General features: G+C 70.7%; 10 protein-coding genes. 2 read left to right on the forward strand and 8 right to left on the reverse strand.

Annotation, left to right across the window (positions count from 1 at the left end; genetic code table 11):
* Positions 1-92: 92 nt before the first annotated feature.
* The gene (locus OG524_RS06885; protein WP_405391830.1) at positions 93-821 is read left to right on the forward strand and encodes a gamma-glutamyl-gamma-aminobutyrate hydrolase family protein; all 729 of its coding nucleotides are present in this window, start codon (positions 93-95) and stop codon (positions 819-821) included.
* Between the two features lie 96 nt (positions 822-917).
* Here the strand turns inward: OG524_RS06885 and OG524_RS06890 are convergent, their stop codons facing one another.
* The 4 genes from OG524_RS06890 to OG524_RS06905 form a co-directional block, all read right to left on the reverse strand.
* Entirely contained in the window at positions 918-1,376 is a 459-nt protein-coding gene (locus OG524_RS06890; RefSeq protein WP_405391829.1) for a hypothetical protein, read from the reverse strand.
* Positions 1,366-8,241: a polymorphic toxin-type HINT domain-containing protein gene (locus tag OG524_RS06895; RefSeq protein ID WP_405809481.1), complete on the reverse strand. Its 6,876-nt coding sequence runs from the start codon at positions 8,239-8,241 to the stop codon at positions 1,366-1,368. Before OG524_RS06895 ends, OG524_RS06890 begins: the two co-directional genes overlap by 11 nt.
* A gap of 218 nt (positions 8,242-8,459) precedes the next feature.
* Positions 8,460-12,725, reverse strand: coding sequence for a LamG-like jellyroll fold domain-containing protein (locus OG524_RS06900; protein WP_405809483.1), 4,266 nt, complete (start codon positions 12,723-12,725; stop codon positions 8,460-8,462).
* A 375-nt stretch (positions 12,726-13,100) separates the two neighbouring features.
* The gene (locus tag OG524_RS06905) at positions 13,101-13,985 is read right to left on the reverse strand and encodes a LysR family transcriptional regulator (protein ID WP_405812436.1); all 885 of its coding nucleotides are present in this window, start codon (positions 13,983-13,985) and stop codon (positions 13,101-13,103) included.
* A gap of 353 nt (positions 13,986-14,338) precedes the next feature.
* Between OG524_RS06905 and OG524_RS06910 the strand changes: the two genes are divergently transcribed.
* Entirely contained in the window at positions 14,339-15,493 is a 1,155-nt protein-coding gene (locus tag OG524_RS06910; RefSeq protein WP_405809485.1) for a TDT family transporter, read from the forward strand.
* Here OG524_RS06910 and OG524_RS06915 read toward each other — a convergent pair.
* From OG524_RS06915 to OG524_RS06930, 4 genes are all read right to left on the reverse strand, one after another.
* On the reverse strand, positions 15,387-16,136 hold the full coding sequence (locus OG524_RS06915) for a helical backbone metal receptor (protein WP_405809487.1): 750 nt from the start codon (positions 16,134-16,136) through the stop codon (positions 15,387-15,389). The two genes, OG524_RS06910 and OG524_RS06915, sit on opposite strands and share 107 nt — an antisense overlap.
* 10 nt (positions 16,137-16,146) lie before the next feature.
* Positions 16,147-16,692 carry a helix-turn-helix domain-containing protein gene (locus tag OG524_RS06920; protein ID WP_405391824.1) on the reverse strand — a complete coding sequence of 182 codons (546 nt, stop codon included), beginning with the start codon at positions 16,690-16,692 and terminating at the stop codon, positions 16,147-16,149.
* 179 nt (positions 16,693-16,871) lie between these two features.
* Positions 16,872-19,508, reverse strand: coding sequence for an ABC transporter permease/substrate binding protein (locus tag OG524_RS06925; protein ID WP_405391823.1), 2,637 nt, complete (start codon positions 19,506-19,508; stop codon positions 16,872-16,874).
* Positions 19,501-20,592 (reverse strand): glycine betaine/L-proline ABC transporter ATP-binding protein, encoded by a 1,092-nt coding sequence (locus OG524_RS06930; RefSeq protein WP_405391822.1) that lies wholly within the window; start codon positions 20,590-20,592, stop codon positions 19,501-19,503. The genes OG524_RS06925 and OG524_RS06930 overlap by 8 nt, the downstream gene beginning before the upstream one ends.
* Between the last annotated feature and the right edge of the window lie 189 nt (positions 20,593-20,781).

Raw genomic sequence — 20,781 nt, forward strand, 5'->3', positions numbered from 1 at the left:
TCTCTTGCGCGGCGGCCCGGTACGAACAAAGGTATGACACAACACCATTGCACTGGGCCGGTCCGCAGACCGCCCGCCGGAAGGACCGCACCATGCACGAACCGCTCATCGGCGTCACCACCTATCTGGAGCCGGCGGCTCGCTGGGGTGTCTGGGAGCTCCCCGCGGCGGTGCTCCCCTCTGCGTATCCGCGGCTGGTGCAGCGGTCCGGCGGTCTCGCGGCCCTGCTGCCCCCGGACGCGCCCGCGCGGGCCGCGGCCGTGGTGGCCCGGCTGGACGGCCTCGTGATCGCGGGCGGCGCCGATGTCGATCCCGGGCTGTACGGCGCGGAGCGCGACTTCAGGACCGGGCCGCCGGCGCACGAGCGCGACGCCTGGGAGCTGGCGCTGCTCGCCGCCGCGATGGAGGCGGGCACCCCGGTGCTCGGCATCTGCCGCGGCATGCAGCTGCTCAACGTGGCACGGGGCGGCACTCTGACCCAGCACCTGGACGGCCACACCGGTCCGTTCGGCAAGGCGGGAGTCCTCGGCGAGCATCCGGTGGCCCCGGTGCCCGGGACGCTGTACGCCTCACTCGTGCCCGAGGTGGCGTCCGTACCCACGTACCACCACCAGGCCGTGGAGCGGCTCGCGCCCGGTCTCGTGGTGTCCGCGCACGCGGTGGACGGCACGGTGGAGGCGGTCGAGCTGCCGGGGGCGCAGTGGGCGCTGGGCGTGCAGTGGCATCCGGAGATGGGCGACGACCTCCGCATCATGCGGGCGCTGGTGGAGGCCGCACGGGCCGGGGCGGAAGCGGCCCGTCCGGTCGCGCACCGGGCCTGACGGCACCTCCGGACGCACGACAGGACCCGGCCCCCTGCTCCGCGTCACCGCGGAGCAGGGGGCCGGGTCGTACGGCCGGTCGTACGGCGGCGCTCGTCAGACGGTGTCCGCCGGGTATCCGTGATGGGCGCCACCGGGGACGAAGACCCGCCAGGCCTCCATCGTCCCGGAGCAGTCGGGGAACACCGTGAGGCGGAAAGCGGGCGCCCAGCTCACACCGAATTCACCCGCCTCCCCGACGGTCACCCCGCCGACGGTGGGGCGGAGCTGCCCGAGGACCCCGTTGAGTGTGGCCGCACGGGCGTCGTACACCGTGCGGAACTCGTCGAAGGCCCGGGCCCCGGCCCCCTTCTGCGCGTACCTCATGTCGGCGGACCCGAGGACGGTCCTGCCCTCGTGCACGATCCGGAAAGGGCACTGCGCGTGCACCATGACCGTTTCGCCCGAGGTGCCGGCGAACTCGATCACGCCCATGTCCACGGCCCTGCCGACCGAGCGGACGACAGCTCCCTGCAGGAGCCCGGTGATCACGTCGGACGATGTCTCAGCAGCCACCGAACAACCCTCTTCCTTCCTCGATGATGCGGTGGTAACCGTAGCCCTGGCCGGTGATCCGCTCGTGCAGTATGCGGCGCTCGGCCGGGGTGACATCGCGTCCGAGGCCGCGCTCGATCTCCTTCAGCGCGTCCTTGAACTCCTTGTTCTCGGCCTGGTTGCCGCGCGGCGCGTGGTAGCCGTCGTCGTCGAGGTCACCTGTGTCCCAGTCGCTCTTGAGATCCTCCAGGCCCTTCTCCCAGTCGAACCCGCCGTCGTCGTTGTGGACGAGGAGCGGGGTGGTGCCGGCGACGACGTAGTAGGTGTGGATGTCGTCGATGGTGAGGTCGTGCGTGCGCTGGTGGTCACGGAACTCCACGGTCCTCTCGACCTCGGCCGTGCCACCGTCCACCGTGCGCAGCGTCATACCGGCCCTGAGGTGTCCGGCGTCCACCCAGGCGTCCTCGGAGGGGGACCAGAAGGGGTGCGTCGTCGTCGAGGTCAGCGCCTGGGTGCTGTGGTCTCCCTTGCGGGAGACCGTGAGGTCGACGAAGTCCTTGTCGTCCTCGGTGACGATGGTGGCGACCACCGTCCGCGTCGTGGTGAGCCCGCTCTCCGGGTCGGTCACCACGATGTCGTCGCCGATCCTGACGTCCTCGATGGGCCGCGTGGACCCGTCGGACATCAGGACGGGCGTTCCTGGAGTGAAGCTGTGCCGGCCACCCCCGACGAGACACTGGATCGGAATCGAGTCGGTCTTCCTCAAGGCTGCCTTGAAGCCCTTGAAGACCACCTTGGCGCCCTTGCCGAGCAGGCCGGTACCGGCTGCTATGGCCGCGTCGATCGCCGCCGCCTTGCAGGCGCTGCCGGAGCCCTGGACGCAGCCGACGTAGTCGTCGACGCCCAGGACCTCCAGAATGCCCGGACCGTTCTGGTCGCCGAACCAGCCGAGCTTGCCGACCGCACTGCAGAATTCCGATCCTGAGGCCTGCAGGTTGCCGCACCGGGCCCGGGCCCAGTTCTGCACGTTGTGCTGGTAGTCGAGTCGCTCGTGGTAGTACGGGAAGTACTCGGCCAGTTCGGCCTGGGTCGGGACGTAGACCCCCTGGATGGTGATCGAGTCACCCTTGGGCCGGATCACGATCGGCTTCTTGCCGTAGGTGCCGTTCTTCCTGGCCTTCTTGGACATCTCGACCGCGGTGTCGTAGCAGGCCGACGTCCGCTGGCAGTTGTTGGAGCCGAAGCCGATGACGCCGTCGGTGTCACCGTCCACACCCGCGCAGATGCCGTCCGCGCCGCCGCCGGGTGCTCCGTGGATGCAGCCCAGTCCATCGGGATCGCTGAAGGTGACCGGGCTGTTGTTGCTGTAGGCGTAGCCGTTCAGCGCCTGTGGATCGTCCGGTGTGAGCAGGGGGTCCACGGAGACGAACCGGCCGGTCGCCGGGTCGTACTCACGGGCACCCAGGTGCTGCAGCCCGGTGACCTCGGAGTCGTCCACACCGCCGACGAACCCCTGCACACCCGGCCAGGCGCTCGGGCGCGTGCCCCGTACGCCTCCGAAGGGGAGCGTGCGCCGCTGGGTCAGCTCCTGGTCCCCGGCACCGACAGCCAGTTGCCCCGATCCCTGATGGTCGGCGAAGGTGAAGGAGACGGATCCGTCGTCCTCGATCACCGCCTGGTGGCCGCCGCCGAGATCGAGCGTGCGCGTCGCTTCCGGGACGGTACTGCCCTTGGCGACGGTGATCCGGGTCGCGCCGAGGTAGAGCGTGCTCTCCTGGGCGGTGCGGGCGATGAGCCGGTTTCCGTCGGCGTCGTACAGGTACTCGGTGACGTCGTCAGAACCGCCTTCCACCGGCTCGGTCACCTTGGCGAGACGGCCTTCGGCGTCCCAGTCGAGCCGCTGGTCCGTGCCGGCCAGGGTGCGCACGGTGGTGTTGCCGACGGCGTCGTAGTCGTAGGAGTCCCGCGCGGTGCCGCCCGGCCCGCTCTGGGTCACGGAGAGCACGCCGTGGGGGCGCGGCGAACCGGGCTCGGGGTAGGCGTAGGTGCGCACCGTGTCCTTCGCCGCGTCACCGGTGATGTCGTGCAGCGTCTCGGTGCTCCGGTTGCCCACCTTGTCGTAGGTGTACGAGTGCCAGTAGGGCGTGGGGCCTCCGACCGTGTCCCCGCCGGGGGCCGCGGCACAGGTGCTCGTGCCCTGGGTCCAGGCCGTCGTCATGCGGCGCAGGTGGTCGTAACCGAAGCACTGGGTGTCGGTTCCGGACCGGGAGACGTCCGCGACCGACAGGACGTTGCCGGCCTGGTCGTAGCGGTAGGTGTTGTGGCGGTCGACCCCCGGTACGTCCTCCCGGTCCACTCTCGCGGTGGCCAGGCGCTGTGTGCCCCACTCGTAGGTGTTGGTCGCCCAGACCTTCTTGCCGCCGCCGTCGGAGATTTCGTGCTGCAACGGCTTGCCGGTGAGGCCGTGGGCGGTGACGGCGTCGAGCCCCTGGCTGCCGCTGAGGGCGATGAGCCGCTGGGTCTGGTCCTCGTAGGTGAACGCCACAGTCGTGGCGGGCAGGGAGCCCGCTGCCGGGGAGCCGGTCGTGCGCACGGATCCGTCGACGTTGTAGGCCGAGGCCGACAGGTAGGTGCCGGCGAGCGCGCCCTCGTTCTCGGGAACCGTGACGGTCGAACGCAGCACCCGGTACAGCCGGTCGTAGGCGACGACCTGGCTGGTGTACGCGTGACCGCCGACGTAGCGTGTCGATTCCGCGAGGTGCCCCTTGGCATCCTTGACGGTGTCGTAGGTCCACCGGGCCCGGAGTGTTCCGGTGGAGCTGTTGTCCCTCAGTTCGGTCTGCCGCCCGAGTCCGTCGTAGGAGTAGTGCAGATCGGTGTCCCGGTCGTCGGAGACGGAGACGGCCTGGCCGCGGTCGTCGTACGCGGTGGCGCCGGCGCCCTTGTCCGGGTCGGTCGTCGCGGTGAGGCGGCCGAGCACGTCGTAGGTGTACGTCCAGCTGTTCCCGGCCGGGTCGGTGAGCTTCGCCAGCTCACCGCGCGGGGTGTACGCGTAGCGGGTGGTGTCGTACGCGGCCTCCGCGGACCGGGTGTGGTGCTGGCGCAGTTCGGTGATCTGCCCGCGGACGCCGGTCAGGGTGGTGGTCGCCGTTCCGCCCTCCGGGGGGACGACCGTGGTGCGGTCGCCGCCGTAGAGGGTACGGGTGGTTCCCAGCACCGCGCCGCCGTCGCCGTTGCCCGCGATCTGCTCCGTCACGGTCGGCCGGCCCGTGCCGTCGTACGAGGTGCGGGTCTGGGTCTCGACCGCGAGTGCGTCGGCGGGCTCGAACAGGGCTCCCGACGGCGCTCCCGTGGCGTAGTAGGTGTCGAAACTCCTCGCTACGAGGCCGCGTTCGTCGTAGAGGACATCGGAGATCAGCTTGCCCCCGCCGGGGCCCGGCTTCTGTGTCTGGCGCTGCCGCAGGAATCCGTCGTACAGGCTGTACGCGGCGACCTGGCTGCCGTTGGTGCCCAGTGCCTTCGTGACGACGGCGACCGGCTTCCCCTCCGTGATCAGGTAGACGAACTCGTAACTGGGCGACAGTGTGGTCTGCCGGTCGGCGAGCCAGACCTTGGCGGACCGGCCCAGCGCGTCGTAGGTGAAGGTCGTGATCCTCCCGTTGGCGTCGGTCTGGGTCAGCGGCAGCCCGCGCAGAGGATCGTGGGCGGCCGAGCTGGTCAGCGCCGTGGTCGCGTCACCGGACACGGCCGGGGGTGTGGTCGTGTCCGTCTTCGTCACGAAGCCGGTGGCCGGCGTGCGGACCGTGGTCGTGGTCCGCCCGTCCGTGCGCGCGGTACGCACCGGTGCTGCGGTGCCCGTCACCGTGACGTCCGCCGTCAGGTCGGTACTGGACAGGACTCTGCCGTAGGAGTCGAAGGCCGCGCCGGACTCCAGGTAGGTGGCCGTGGAGCCGTCGTGCTTCTTCAGCAGAGCCGTGGCGGTGGCGTCACCCTTGGTGGGCGCCGCTCCGTAGGCTCCGCCGTCGTACGCGGAACGGACGTCGGCGATGACGTCCTTCGCACGGTCGACGGGGTCGGCGCATGCCTTCGCGACCGTTTCGACCTGCGCGGGCAGGTTGAGGATGCCGGCGGTGCCGTCGGCGGTATAGGTGGTGCGGGTGCACCGGTTGTCCGCCGCCGTGGAGGTGTCACCCGAGTCGTCGATCCGGATGACGCGGCCGGCCACGGTGTCGTACGTGGTGGAGCTGGTGGTGGTCCGCCAGGACGCTCCCGCCCCGTTGTCCAGGGACGTCCAGGAGGTGCTGCGCCCGGCCCCGGTGAAGTTGGAGGTGACGGTCCCCCAGTCCCGTGTCTTCCTCCCGGTCTCGTGGCGCCAGGGGCGGTTGACGCTCCTGGTGAGGGCCTTGCCGCCGTTGCCGGAGTAGGTGACGGTCTTGTAGGCGAAGCCCGCGAAGGCCTCGTGGTCGGTGATCGGGTCACCCTCGTCTTCACCGAGGGTGACACTCACGTCCTTGGTACCGCCGGCCGGGGATCCCCGGTCGCCGTCCATACCGCGCAGGAAGTAGGAGTCGGCCTGCGACTTCATGGCCGCGTCCCCGCCCTGGCCGCCGGTCTTGACACGCACCTGTCCGTAGCCCCGCCACTGGGACCACGTCTTGGACTTCTCCTTGGTCAGGCCGTCGTCGTCGTCGTAGTGCCAGGCGGCCGGGCCCATGTACTGGTACGCGGTGACCTGGTCGGGTGCGCCGCCGGTGCGGTCGGTCGCCGTGACGGACGACACGACGTACTTGTTGAACCAGTGGATCTCGGGGTCGACCGTGGAGCTGCCACCGATGTACTGCGGGAAGCAGCGGGTGGTGTTGGTGTGCGGGGTGGGCAGCGAGGCCGGGTCACAGGCGGGGGCGGAGTAGCCGACGTCGGTCTGGCCGCCGTGCTCGTCGGCGATCGTGGAGAGCCGGTCCTTGATGAACGGCGCGTAGCCGTCGCCGGTCCGGTCGAGGCGGTTCTCCAGCTGTGTGTAGGCGAACGTCGTCTTCGGCAGGGTGATCGCGGGGGTGGCGGTGTGGCCCGTGTGCTGGATCGAGTCGAGCAGCAGCTGGTAGTCGATGTCCGCCATGCCCCAGCGGTGCTGGAGCTCCCAGGAGTCGACCTTCTGATACACGCCTGCGGCGTCACGGACCTGCGTGGTCACCTCGGTAAGGCGCTTGCGCGTCCAGAACGAGGGGGAGAGACGGCCCTGGTCGCAGTCCTTGCCCTGCTCGCAGTTGAGGTCGTAGGGCGTGTCGTACCAGTACGCGTGGTCGGTGGTGACGGACGAGCAGGTGGTCAGGGCATCCGGCAGACAGCGCTCGGCGTTGCTGAAGGTCACCTTCGCGAGGGCGGGGGTGGTGTACATCGACGACGCCTTCAGGCCGTACTGGATCTCGTCGAGGTATCCGCCACGGGTGTACCGGGTGTCGTCGGCCGCCTCGAGGTTGCGCCCGTAGGAGTTCTTCTCCTGGACGTAGGTGTAGGCGATGGCGTCGGCGCGCGGGTCGACCACGTAATCGAGGTTCCAGCGCCACGCCTGCTGGCACCACGAGTCCGCGAAGGCCGCCGCGTGGCAGGGTTCCCCCGCGTCGTCGCCGAACACGGGCACGGTCCACGCCGATTCGGTGGTCTTCCTGCCGTCGCTCCAGCCGGGGAGGCGGTGGTAGCCGAAGTAGTACTGCACTCCGTCGGGGTCGGTCAGACGCCAGTACTCGCCGTCGTCGTCACCGTTGCCGCGGTCCACGGAGGTGAGCCGTGCGATCCGGGTGCCGTCGTCCTGGCGGAGTCTGAACTGGTCGGAGCCGACGGGGACCAGCTCGCCGCCCTTGCCGTTGAAGCTGATGAACGCGTTGTCGTAACCCCAGCACAGGTCGCCGGGCTTCATGCCGTCGCTGTTCTCGGCACCGTCGTCGGCGCACGGCTTGTAACGGCGCTCGATGTAGCCCGGCCACAGGTCGAAGCCGCTGCCGGCCCAGGAGGACTGGTTGTTGGTCTCCCCGGTCCGGCCGTCGACCGAACCGGAGGAATAGCCGAGGCCGATGCTCGGCTTCAGGCCGCCCGGTACGTCGGGCACCGCCAGGTCGTAGGACCATGCGAAATCACCGGTGTTGAGGTCGGTCTGCCAGGTCGCGGACGGGGAGAGCGGGGTCGCCTTGTAGTCGCCGGTGGCCGCCGTGTCGTCGGCCACGGCGGCCAGCACGGTCGGTCCGGCGGCGGCGACCCGCACCGACGGGGCTGTGAGCGTTCCGCGCTCCGTGTCGTTCACGGTCTCGACCGGCGTCCGGGTGCGGCAGCCCGAGGTCTCCGGTGTTGTCAGGGCACAGGCCGGGAGCCGGACCAGGGTCAGCCGGGCACCGTAGGCGCCGCCGTAGGCCTGCGCGATGTCGCGGTAGTCGACCCGGACCTGCGCGGCGCCGTCCGTGAAGTCCTCGTGCTCGGGGGTGAGTGCGAGGAGCAGCCCGTCGACCGAGGCACGCCGGGTCTCGTCGCGCCCTGACACCCGGACGCGGACACGGCCGGCGGCCGGCTCGGCAGCCTTGGCCACGCGGGCCGACGGGGCCCCGACCGGGCCGACACGCACCGGAAGTCCGCCGGCCCGGGAGGGCGCCGCCGCCTTCGCCCCGGCCTGTGTCCGCCGAAGCGTCACCTCGGCCGAACCCGCCTTCGGCCACGCCTCCTTGGGCGCGCTACGCGGCGTCCGCGGCCCGCGCTCCACCGTGCGGGCCTTCGACTTCGTGACGGCGGAACCGGCCACGGGCCGCTCCGCCTCCGGCAGAGCCGGCCGGCCCCGCCCGTCGTCAGCCACCGCTCCGGAGCCGTCGGGGGCGACGACGCCCTGGAGCAGTGTCGCGGTCATGACGACGGCGAAGGCCAGCGCGGCCCGGCGTCTCCACCGACCCGCCCATCCCTTTGATGACGAATGCCTCATTGTTCCCCTCGGATCCGCTCGCGCCCGGCCGCACGGGACAGGACCCGGCGGCTCTGGGCGGTTGGCCTGGTGCAAAATCGGCGCGGCGTCGGCCGCGACAGGGTGCCGGCCCGTGGCCGATGGCGACGGGCCGGCACCGTTCCCGGTCAGTCGGTGCCGGGCACCTCGGTGGCTACTCCCGGCATGCCCAGCGACAGATGGGCTATCTGCGATTCGCTCAGGGCGCCCTGAAACGTCCACACGTCGTCGATCCCGCCCGGCCAGTGGTCACCGACGGTCGATCCGGTCTTGCTCCGCCCCAGTTGCAGGGACTTGGTCGCGGTGAAGGCGGCCGTGTTGGCGGCCCAGGACACCTGATCGCCGCACGTGGCGTCGTCGGGGCTGCCGTCCCCGTCGCTGTCGGCACAGGCGACCTGTTCGAGCTGGCCGTTGACGTAGAGGAGTGCCTGGTCGGCGAAGCCGTCGTAGACCAGGGCCACATGGTTCCACTCGGTGGCGTCGTAGAACTGACGGTTCTCCACCGTCACCGTGGTCGCCGTCGTGGAGTCCGCGCCGGGTATCTGGATCTGCCAGCTCCCTTGGCCGGCCGCAGGGTCGGCGTCCGGCACGAAGCTGACCGCGAAGGCGCTCCGGGCTGCGCCTTCCGCACCGATCACGGTGGCCGGCCGGCCGGGTGCGGCGGCAGCCTGCGCCCAGGCGGTGACGGTGTAGCTGGCACCGGTGTCCACCGGTACGGCCGTGGTGGCCGCGTAGTCGTCCACGCCGTCGAGGATCAGCGCCGCGTCGTCGACCCAGCCGGAGCCGACGGCCGCCTGGCCGCCCAGTGTCAGGGCGGGGGCGCCGCTCACGGCGTTCGGAGAAGTGACGGGCGTCCCGGTGGCGGAATCGAGCAGCCAGCGGGACTTGACCAGGGGGCGCTGCTTGAAGAGCTGGCGTACTTCGTCGTCCGTGACGGTGCGGTCGTACAGCTGTACGTCGTCGAGGTCGCCCTGGAAGAAGTTGCTGAACCCGCTGGTGTAGCCGGAGGCGCCCAGGGTGACGGATCCGGTGGCGAGCCAGGGGGTGGTGAAGGGCTGGGTGGCCTTGAGGCAGCCGTTGACGTAGAGGCGGATCTGCTGGGCGTCGATGTCGTGGACGCCCACCGCGTGTGCCCATTCGCCCGTGGCGGCCAGGGGGCACTTCGGGTCGCTGGTCGCGGTCTCCACCGCCCGTACGAGGGGTGCGTCGGCGGTGTCGGCGGTGGCCCGCTGGAACACCCAGCCCGTCGTGGAGTGGTACAGCTCGAAGCCCCTGTTGGCGGTGCCGTTCTGATGGGCGGCCACCATGGCCCGGTTGGGTTTGTCCTTGGGCAGGCGGGCCCAGGCGGAGACGGCGAAGCTCTGGTACGTGTCGATGACGGGACGGCCGGTGGTGGCGTGGTCGTCGGTGCCGTCCAGTTCCAGGCCGTTGCCCGCCACACCCGGCACGCCGGTCTTCGCGCCGCCCTTCAGCGTGGCGTCGATCTGCTGGGCGCGGCCGGCCACCGCCGTGGCGGCGGCGTCCTCGTCCAGGGGCCACACCGCTTTGGCGGGCCGGTTGGTGTCCACCGGCTGCTTGGTGTGCAGCCGGGTCACCTGGTCGTCGGTGAGCTGGTAGTCGAACAGCTGCACCTCGTCGAGGTCGCCGGGGAAGAAGTTCTCCGTCGTGCCGAAGTGGGAGGCCGCGCCCAGGATCGTCTTCCCGCGGGCGTCCCACGGTCCGGTGAAGGGTGCCGTGCCGGCCTGCGTCCCGTCGACGTACAGCTTCAGCTGCTTGCTCGTGTTGTCGAACACCCCGACCAGGTGGGTCCAGACCCCGAGCCTGCCGCTCACGCACTGTGTGTCGCCGTCCGGGCAGGCGGGCTGCACCGCGCGCACCGTCGTGGTGCCGGGTGCGTCCGTGGTGTGCCGCAGGAACACCCAGCCGCCCAGGGCCGAGGAGTGGTAGATCTCGAAGCCGCTGGTGTTGTGCCCCGCCTGGGACACGGCGACGGTAGCGGCGTCCGCCTTGTCGGCGGGGAGCCTGGCCCACAGGGACACCGAGAAGCTCTTGCCGGTGTTCAGCACGGGCGAGACGGTCGCCGCGTGGTCGTCCACCCCGTCCAGGTGCAGGCCGTTGCCGGTGACTCCGGCCGCTCCCGGCTGGGCGCCGCCGGACAGTTCGGCAGTCCAGTCGCCGCCCTGTCCCCGGACGGCGGTGGCTCCTTCGGTCTCGTCGAGATTCCAGCTCAGCCGGTCCGGCTGGCCGGCCCGGACCCGGAACTGGTAGGTGCGGATCTCGCTGCCGTTGCCGGCCGCGTCGAAAGCCTGCGCGGTGATGAAGTTGACACCGGGCCGGGTCGGCATGAATTTCATGGTCTCCGAGCCGCCGCCGGAGGTGGTCAGTGTGTGCTTGCTGCTCGGATCACCGTTGACCCCGAACCAGTACTTCGTCACGTCCGTGGAGGACGAGTCGACGGTGAAGGTGCCGTACCGTCCCACGCCGTCCAGCCAGGGATCCTGCGGGTTCTCGGGGTCGGAGGGCGGGTACTGGCCGGACGTGACGGACGGCCCGGCCGGTACGGAGGTGTCGTAGACCGTGTTGCAGGCCGTCGCGGATCCCACCCAGGACCACGGGGACCACTGGGCACTGTCGTTGGAGCGTGCCGACCAGCCGATGGTCCTGTTCTTCGGGATGCTGCTCGGCAGGGAAAGGGAGAAGTCCGAGCCCGAGGCCTTGTAGGTGGAGGCGGCCGAGGTCCAGCGGCTGATGAAGCCCTTGCCGTCCCCGGCGTCCCACGAGGCCTCGAACTGCACCCGCACCCTGTCCTTGTCCGGGTCGGTCACATCGTTGGCGCGCAGCACCGGCAGGATCCGCACCCGCTTGGCCGCACCCGGCTTGCCGCACGCGCCGCCCGGGTCCTGGGTCAGCTGGGACGTCTTGATCTGCGCGGGCGGGCGGTTGTAGTTCACCCGCAGGAACGCGTCGTCGGAGAACCGCTTCCAGGTGTACATGTCGGATTCGCTGGTGGCGCGCATGCCGAACGTGAGGGTCGACCACTTCCCGGCCGCCGCCTGCGCCACCACGCTCCTGACGTCGAACTCCGCGTCGGCGGCGGAGCATCCGTCGTATCCGTAGGCGAAGCTACGGCTCTCGATGTGGTCCACCCAGAAGCCGGACGCGTTCTGTGAGTCCCAGGTGGTCGAGGAGTTGATGCCCTTCGTCCGCCACAGCTGGACCTCACGCTTCTCGCACGAGGCGGCGTGCGTCTCGCGCACCACGAACTCCGCCGAGAGGATCGACTTGCCCGCGAACCTCGACGTCGGGATCTGGTAGAAGAGCCGCTTGGTGTCGTAAGGCTTGCAATAGGCCCACCCGCAGTATCCGAGGCCCGCGTCCGGGTCCCCGTTGAACTTCCACTGCGGCGAACTCGCCCAGTACTTCGAGGCCATCGTCCACGCCGACGTCTTCGGCGAGTACCACTGCGGGTCGATGAACACCGGGTAGACCGTGTCCTCACCCGCCAGTACGTCCCTGTCCGGCGTGAGGACGAGCTCCTCACCCCCGGCCGCCACCTCCACGCCGACCGGGGCCAGTTGCCCGGACTCCCCCGCGCCCGGCTCGTCCCGCGCCCCGGCCCCGGGCTCCTGGCCGTCGGCCTGCCTGGACCGTGCCGCCGCCCCGTCACCCGGACTGGAGTCCCACATCGCCGGCTCCGCGGCTTCGAACACGGGGGTGCCCGTGCCCTCGTCGAGTGCGGCGATCCCGCCCTCGGCCGTCTCCCGCACCGTCACACCGTCGGCCGCCAGCCCCATCCGCAACTCGGCCAGTTCACGGCTTTCCGCGGCCTCGGCGGATCCGACGACCAGCAGCTGCGTGAAACCGTCCTCCTGGGCACCGAGCCGCAGGTCCACGTCCGGGAGGATGTCTGCGTACGTCGCCGTGTCGCCGTCCAGCGTCGGTTCCGGTACCTGTCCCGGCCAGCTGAACTCCAGTGCGCGACCGGCACGTTCCAGACGCACCAGCGGTCCCTCGCCACCACCGGAGAAGGACAGCCCCTCGGAGGTGGCCTTGGGCTCGACCGTACCGTCGGCCGTGACGGCCAGGGTCGTGTCGATCGGCACCCAGGCGCCGCCTTCACGCGTGCGGACCGGACGCAGGTACTCCCGCGCCTCCAGCCTTCCTTCAGGCGTGGCGAACACATCACGGCTCTCACCTCGCGCGGAGGTGACCTCGACCTTCCTGCCGATGCGTCCGGCCTCCGCCAGCGCCTCGTCCTCGGTCAGGCCCGGACCGGCGTCGTCACCGGCCTCGACGGCCGAGCGGGACACCGCGTCCGGCGCCTCGGCCCCCGCCTGCCCGATGCCTGCCACCGAAACCATGCCGGCCACCAGTGCGACGGCGACCGTCAACACCCCCGGTCTACCGGACCCCTTATGCGCACGGGCACGACGAAACATCCCCCAGCCCTCCCCAGAGCCCACAAATCCATCACACGATGCGACTGTGAAGTGACCGTAGGGACGGACGATCAACGAGTCCACATGCGCAGATGGGTACATTCACCCGACATCCACACGTCACCCACAACTCGAGAAGTGATCTCCGTCTCACCGGGATCCGGCCGGGAACCGGGATCCGTACGGGAAGCAAACCCAGGGTGTTCGGCCCATGAACCACCCCGCGGACGACGGCCCGCCGGGGCGGCGAACGTGCGGCTCTCCCGTCCGCGCCGCATCACGCATGCGTACGCCCGGTACCGCTGCACGCCCGGTACCGATGACGAAGCGTCAGCCGCGTGCCGGGCCCGTGGGATGCGCGGTCAACGACAGCAGATCGCGGGCCGGACCGGACGGGCGGTGCCCGGAGGGCCAGACCGCGCGCAGCTGGCGTCGCAGGTGCACGCCCGGGACCGGGACGGTGACCAGGCGCCGGGCCGACAGCTCCTCGCCCAGTGCCAGCTCGCTCAGTACGCAGGGGCCGGCCCCGCTCTCCGCCGCCCCTTTCGCCGCGGTGGTCGAGGAGAGTTCGAGCATGGGCCGGGCGAGTCCGCCGTGCATGGCGAGCGCGGCGTCCAGGACCTGACGGGTGCCCGAACCGTGCTCGCGCAGGATCAGGGGTGTGGCGGCGAGTTCCTGCGGCGTCAGCCGGCTGCGCCGGCGGGCCCACGGGTGGGACGGGGCGACCACGACGACGAGCCGGTCGTGCGCGATGACCGTGCCGTCGAGCCCCTCCGGCACGGACAGGCCCTCGACGAAGCCCAGGTCGGCCTCACCGGCGAGCAGCCGCTGGGCGACCACGGCCGAGTTGCCCACGAGCAGCGACACGGCGGTGCCGGGCCGTTCGGCGCGCAGCGCGATGAGCCAGCCGGGCAGCAGGTACTCCGCGATGGTCATGCTCGCGGCGACCCGCAGCCGGGAGTCGCGCCGGTCCCGCAGCGCCTGCGCCCCCGCGTCGAACGCCTCGGCGGCCTCGACGACCCGGCGCGCCCAGTCGGTGACGAGGGCTCCCGCGTCGGTGAGCCGGGAGCCGCGCGGCGAACGGTCCAGGAGGGCGACGCCCAGTTGCCGTTCCATCGACCTGATACGGCTGGAGGCCGCGGGCTGGGTGATGCCGACGTCCCGCGCCGCCCGGCCCAGGCTCCCGTGCCGCGCCACGGCCAGCAGCAGCACCATCGCGCCCAGGTCGGGGACCCGGTGGGACAGCGACGAAGCCTGCTCCGGCACGGAACGGGATACGGGCGCGGAGGAGGCGGAGACCGGGACGGACGCGGGATCGGACGCGGGATCGGAGTCGGGGCCCGGGACGGACGCGGGGCCCGGGACGGACGCGGACGCGGAGTCGAGGCCCGGGACGGACGCGGACGCGGAGTCGAGGCCCGGGACGGACGCGGACGCGGAGTCGGGGCCCGGGACGGACGCGGGATCGGACGCGGAGTCGGAAACGGAGCTGGACATAAAGCTAGCTTATGACCTCATAGGCCGGGACTCCCTGGTGGACCACACCCCCGCCCGCCGAGAATCGTGGCATGGCCATCTTTCCGCAGACCAGGACCCGGGCACCCGCCCTCCCGCCCACTCTCCCCCGGCTCCCCTCCCTGCGATACCTCGGCCCCAACTGGTACGCGACGGTCATGGGCACCGCGATCGTCGCGACGGCGGGTGCCTCGCTCCCCGTCCAGGTGCCCGGCCTGCGGGCGGCCTGTGTCGTGGTGTGGGCCCTGTCCGCGGTGCTGCTCGCCGTCCTGCTCCTGGCCCGGGCCGGGCACTGGATCCTGCACCCCGACCAGGCCAGGGCCCACCTCCTGGATCCCGCCGTCGCCCCGTTCTACGGCTGCCTGTCCATGGCCCTGCTCGCGGTGGGTGCGGGCACCCTGGTGGTCGGGCGGGACGTCGTCGGGCATCCGGCGGCCGTCGCCGTGGACGCGGTGCTGTTCGTCCTGGGCACGGTCACGGGTCTCGCCGCCGCGGTGGCGATCCCGTACCTGATGGTCGTACGCCACCGCCCGGCGCCCGGCACCGCCTCACCGGTCTGGCTGCTGCCCCTGGTGGCCCCGATGGTCTCCGCGGCGGTGGGTCCGCTCCTGGTGCCCGAGCTGCCGCCCGGCCAGTGGCGCGAGGCGCTGCTGCTGGGCTGCTACGCCATGTTCGGGCTGTCCCTGCTGGCCACGCTCGTGGTCGTACCCCTGGTCCTCGGCACACTCCTGCACCGGGGCCCACTGCCGCTCGCCCTGACCCCGACGCTGTTCCTGGTGCTCGGCCCACTGGGCCAGTCCACGACCGCCGTCAACCAGCTGGCCGATGTGGCACCGGGCGCGGTCTCCGCGCCGTACGCGTCGGCGTCCGGCGCGTTCGCCGTGCTGTACGGCGTGCCGGTGATGGGCTTCGCCCTGCTGTGGCTGGCCCTGTCCACCGCGATGGTGGTGCGCGCGGCCCGCCGCGGCATGGGGTTCACGATGACGTGGTGGGGCTTCACCTTCCCCGTCGGTACGTGCGTCACGGGCGCCGCCGGACTGGCCCGGCACACCGGGCTGCACGCGTTCACCTGGCTGTCCGTGGCTCTCTACGCGCTGCTGGTCACGGCCTGGGCGGTGGCGGGTGTACGGACGCTCCGCGGGCTGGCCGGCGGAGCGCTGCTCGCAGCTCCCCTGCCGCTTCGGCCAGAGACGGCCCGTACCACGTGAGGTGGCGGCCGTCGACGAGCGCGGCGGGCATCGAGGGGAAGGCCTCGGGGCCGTCGTCGGCGGTGAAGCGGTACGGCTCGTCGGGCAGCACCACCAGGTCGGCGCCCGCCCCGTTCAGCTCGGCGAGCGGGATACGGGGATAGCGCTCCGGATGGTCCGCGTACACGTTGCGCACCCCGAGGCGGGCCAGCAGGTCACCGGCGAACGTGTCGCGGCCCAGCACCATCCAGGGCCTGCGCCAGACGGGCACGATCGCGGTACGCGGGGTGCCGGGCGGCGGCGCCGCCGACCAGGCGGCCTCGGCCTCGTCCAGCCAGCGCGGCCGTTTCAGGCCGCACGCGCCCAGGACCCGTTCCAGCTCGGTGAAGGCCTGGCCGAGGGTGCGGACCTCGGTGACCAGGACGTCCTGTCCGGCCTCCCGCAGGGCCGCCAGGTCGGATTCCCGGTTCTCCTCCTCGTTCGCGACGACGAGGTCGGGGCGCAGGGCCACGACGGCCGCGACGTCGGGGTTCTTCGTGCCGCCGATCCGGGCGGCGGTGAGCTCCGCCGGGTGGGTGCACCAGTCGGTGACTCCGACGAGCAGTCCGGGGCTGGTGACGGCGACAGCCTCGGTGAGGCTGGGGACCAGGGAGACGACGCGCACCGCGGGCCCCTCAGCGCCGCGAGTCGTACGTCGCGTCGATGTGCTCCGCGACCGCGACGACCAGCAGCCGGGTGTCCGGGACGGTCGCCCGCCACCGGTGCCGCACGCCGCCGGACAGGAAGAGGGTGTCGCCCCGGCCCAACCGGTGGGCCTGTCCCTCGGCCTCGACCTCGACGGCGCCCTCCACGACGTACATCACCTCGTCGTTGCGGTGCTGGAACTCACACCCGAGGTCCGGCTCGCCGACGAACTCCAGGGCGCTGAGCTGATGACGGCCGCGCACCAGGCGGCGTACGCCGTCCTCGTCGCCCGCCCGCACGACGTCCACGGCGCGCGCCGAGTCCGCCGCGGCCCGCAGCCGCTCGGTCGTGGTCTCCAGCGCTTCGGCCACCCGGTCCAGGGACCGGGGGCTGGGTCTGGCCCGCTCGTTCTCGATCTGGCTGAGAAACGGTACGGACAGGCCGCTGCGCCCGGCCACCGCGGCCAGTGTGAGCCCGAGGGTCCTGCGCCGTCGGCGAACCGCGGCACCCACCCGAAGGGCTTCCTTGTCGTCCATGTCCCGGCTCCCTCCCCGGATCGCCATCCTCCCGGTTGCCAGCACCCTACGCATGTCGTTCACGGGATGGAGCGGAAGTGAGCGGACGGGAAACCTTCCGAGGACTCCTTGGGACAAGCCTGAGGGGGACGGCGCCGGTTCGCTACCGGGCCGTCCCCCTCGGGGTGCCTGCGGGTGGATCAGCTGCCGACGGGGGCCAGCTGGTCCACCACGTCAGGGTTGGCTTCCATCCAGGTGCGGGCGGACTCCTTCTCCTTGCCCGCACCGCCCTTCTGGATCTCCACCTCGAGCGAGGCCAGCTGCTCCTCGCTCATCTTGAAGTCCTTCAGCCAGCCGGTGAGCTCCGGGAAGTCCTCGGCGAAGTCCTTCTTGGCGACGGTGTGGATCTCCTCGCCCTTGCCCCAGGCACCCTTCGGGTCCTTCAGCTTCTTCAGGTCGTGGTCACCGTAGGCCCAGTGCGGCGACCACAGGGTCACCACGACGGGCTCCTTCTTCTTGATCGACCGGTTCAGCTCGGCGAGCATCGAGGAGGTGCTGGAGGAGACGACCTCGTACTCGCCCTCCAGGCCGTACTCCTTGAGCACCTTCTCGTTCAGGGTGCCCATCATCCCGGCACTGGCCTCGATGCCGATGATCTTGCCGTTGAACTTCTTGCCCTGACCCTTGAGGTCCGCCAGCGAGTCGATGCCCTCGACGTACGACGGGACCGTCAGCTCCAGCGACGTCGGCCCGTACCAGGAGCCGAGATCGGTGAGGTCGTTCTTGTAGCGGTCCCAGTAGTCCTTGTGCGTCGTCGGCAGCCAGGAGTCGAACTGGACGTCCAGCTGTCCCTGCGCGAGAGCGGTGTAGAGCGGGCCCGGGTCGAGCTGCTTGACGGTGGTCCTGTAGCCCCGGTCCTCCAGCATGTTCTGCCAGAGGTAGGTGGAGGCGATGGCCTCGTCCCACGGGAAGTACCCCATGTTGACGGTCCTGCCCGCGTCCTTGCCCTGCCGGGCGCCGCCCGCACCGCCGGGCAGCGGGGCCAGCTCGTCGACCGTGCCGGGGTTCATCTTCAGCCAGGCGCGTACGCCGTCCTGCTCCTTGCCCTGTCCGGCTTCCTGGATCTCGTTCTCCAGGCTCGTGAGCTGCTTCTCGGTGAGCTCGAACTTCCTGAGCCAGTCGGAGACGGCGGGGGCCTTCTTCGCGAAGCCCTTGTGGGCGACGGTGTGGACCTCTTCGCCCTTGCCCCAGGCACCCTTCGGGTCCTTCAGCTTCTTGAGGTCGTGCTTGCCGTAGGCCCAGTGCGGCGACCACAGGGTCACCACGACGGGCTCCTTCTTCTTGATCGACCGGTTCAGCTCGGCGAGCATCGAGGAGGTGCTGGAGGAGACGACCTCGTACTCGCCCTCCAGGCCGTACTCCTTGAGCACCTTCTCGTTCAGGGTGCCCATCATCCCGGCACTGGCCTCGATGCCGATGATCTTGCCGTTGAACTTCTTGCCCTGACCCTTGAGGTCCGCCAGCGAGTCGATGCCCTCGACGTACGACGGGACCGTCAGCTCCAGCGACGTCGGCCCGTACCAGGAGCCGAGGTCGTCCAGCTGGTCGCTGTACTTGTCCCAGTAGTCCTTGTGCGTCGTCGGCAGCCAGGAGTCCGTCTGGAAGTCGATGTCACCGCGGGCGACGCCGGAGTAGAGCGGGCCGGCGTCGAGCTGGGTGACGCCGGTGGTGTAGCCGCGCTGCTCCAGGATCTCCTTCCAGAGGAAGGTGGAGGCGATGCCCTCGTCCCACGGGATGTAGCCCAGGTTGATCTTCTGGCCCTGTCCTACGTTGCCGTCGGCGGCCTGGCCGGTCCGGTCCTCGTCCGAGGCGGAACCCGCGATGTTGAGGCCGCCCGCGACGAGGGCGAGCACGACGACACCGGTCATCGCGACGGCGGTTCCGGGCTTGTAGTGCGTCAACCTCAGCCGCCGCGCACCGGCCGCGACCTTGGCGGCGGCCCTGCGTCCGAGCGGGGAGACCCGCTCGTTGAGCGCGCCGGTCATCCGGTCCAGGTACATGGCCAGGATGACGACGGCAATGCCGCTCTCGGCGGCGAGGCCGATCTGGAGCTGGGTGATTCCGGCGTACACCTTCTCGCCGAGGCCGCCGGCGCCGGCCATGCCGCCGATGACGACCATCGACAGGGCCAGCATGATGACCTGGTTGATACCGGCCATGATCGTCGGCAGCGCGAGCGGCAGCTGTACCCGGGTCAGGGTGTCCCTGGGCGTGGTGCCGAACGCTTCGGCGGCCTCGACCAGTTCGCTGTCGACCTGCCGGATGCCGAGCTCGGTCATGCGGACGCCCGGGGGCATCGCGAACACGATGGTGGCGATGACACCGGGGGTGACACCGACACCGAAGAACATGACGCCGGGGATCAGGTAGACGAAGGCGGGCATCGTCTGCATGACGTCGAGCACCGGCCGGAGCGTGGCGCTGACCTTGCTGTTGCGCGCGGCCCAGATACCCATGGGCACCGCGATCACGACCGTGATGACGGCAGCCACGACAACCAGCGAGAGGGTTGCCATCGACTCGTCCCACAGGGAGAGGGCGTCGATGAGCGCGAAGCCCGCGAAGGTGAGGACCGCGGGGAGCACACCGCGCAGCCAGAAGGCGATGACGGCGAAGATCCCGGCCATCAGCAGCGGTTCACCGCCGCCGAGGACCGTGTTGACACCGTCGTAGGCACCGCCGAGGACGGTATTGAGGGCGTCGAAGAGCCAGGCGAGGTTCGACTGCAGCCAGTCGACGGCGCTTTCCACCCATTCGCCGAACGAGAACCTAGGCACCGGCGTTCACCTTCTTGATGTCGCGCTGGGCCGGGACCGCGGCCTCGACCTGCGGTTCCTCGCCGAGCGCGGCAAGGAGCCGGTTGCGCGGCACGACTCCGATGACGCCGCCGTCCGCGTCGGTGACGGCCACGGCGACGCCGCTGGTGGAGCAGGGAGTGAAGAGCTCGGCGATGGGCGTCTCCGCGGACACCGTCGCGGGGGCCTCGGCCATCAGGTCCGCGTCGGAGCGGCCCGCCTCGGGCTCCTCCATGATCGAACCGGCGGTGAGCACCCGGGAGCGGTCGACGTCCTGGATGAAGGAGGCCACGTAGTCGTTGGCCGGACGGACCAGGATGTCCTCGGCGGTGCCCTGCTGGACGATCTCGCCGTCCCGCATCACGGCGATACGGTCCCCGAGGCGCATGGCCTCGTTGAGGTCGTGGGTGATGAAGACGATGGTCTTCTTCAGGCGCTTCTGCAGTTCGAGGAGCTGGTCCTGCATGTCGCGGCGGATCAGCGGGTCGAGCGCGCTGAAGGACTCGTCCATCAGCAGCAGGTCGGCGTCGGTGGCGAGTGCGCGGGCCAGGCCGACACGCTGCTGCATGCCGCCGGACAGCTCGTCGGGCCAGGACTTCTCCCAGCCGGCGAGGCCGGTCAGCTCCAGGGAGTCGGCGGCGCGCTTCTCGCGTTCGGCGCGCGGTACGCCCTGGACCTCCAGGCCGTACGCGGCGTTCTCGAGCACGCTGCGATGGGGGAAGAGCGCGAAGTGCTGGAAGACCATGCTGATCTTCCTGGAGCGGACGGTGCGCAGGTCGCGGGCGCTCAGGGCGGTCAGGTCCTGCCCGTCGAACAGCACGCGTCCCGCGGTGGGCTCCAGGAGCCCGTTGAGCATCCGCAGCAGGGTGGACTTCCCGGATCCGGAGAGCCCCATGACGACGAAGATCTGGCCCGGTTCCACAGTGAACGAGGCGTCGATCACCGCTGCGGTCGTTCCGTCGGCGCGCAGTTCGTCGCGGTGGGTACCGCCTTCGAGCTTCTGCACGGCTTGATCGGGTCGTCTGCCGAACACCTTGTACAGGTGCTCCGCTTGCAGCCTTGACACATACACCTCACGCGTTGAACCGAAAATGGTCTGCCACCCCCGCCGGCAGACCGTGGAGCGGTGCGGATTCGGTCCGCAGGGCACGCGCATCAGTTGAAAATGGACGTGGTCCGCTCCGGTGGCGCGCCTGCCCCCGCTTACGCGACCCAAACGCATGTGTGATCCAGCACACCTTGCGCGATCCGCCTT

Origin of the sequence: Streptomyces sp. NBC_01520 (assembly GCF_045040375.1) — a bacterium.
In the GTDB taxonomy this organism is placed as follows: domain Bacteria; phylum Actinomycetota; class Actinomycetes; order Streptomycetales; family Streptomycetaceae; genus Streptomyces.

Coding starts and splice junctions, on each gene's coding strand:
- OG524_RS06905 (WP_405812436.1), bottom strand. CDS start 13,985: ATGGTGCTGCTGCTGGCCGTGGCGCGGCACGGGAGCCTGGGCCGGGCG.
- OG524_RS06920 (WP_405391824.1), bottom strand. CDS start 16,692: ATGGACGACAAGGAAGCCCTTCGGGTGGGTGCCGCGGTTCGCCGACGG.
- OG524_RS06895 (WP_405809481.1), bottom strand. CDS start 8,241: ATGACCGCGACACTGCTCCAGGGCGTCGTCGCCCCCGACGGCTCCGGA.
- OG524_RS06885 (WP_405391830.1), top strand. CDS start 93: ATGCACGAACCGCTCATCGGCGTCACCACCTATCTGGAGCCGGCGGCT.
- OG524_RS06910 (WP_405809485.1), top strand. CDS start 14,339: ATGGCCATCTTTCCGCAGACCAGGACCCGGGCACCCGCCCTCCCGCCC.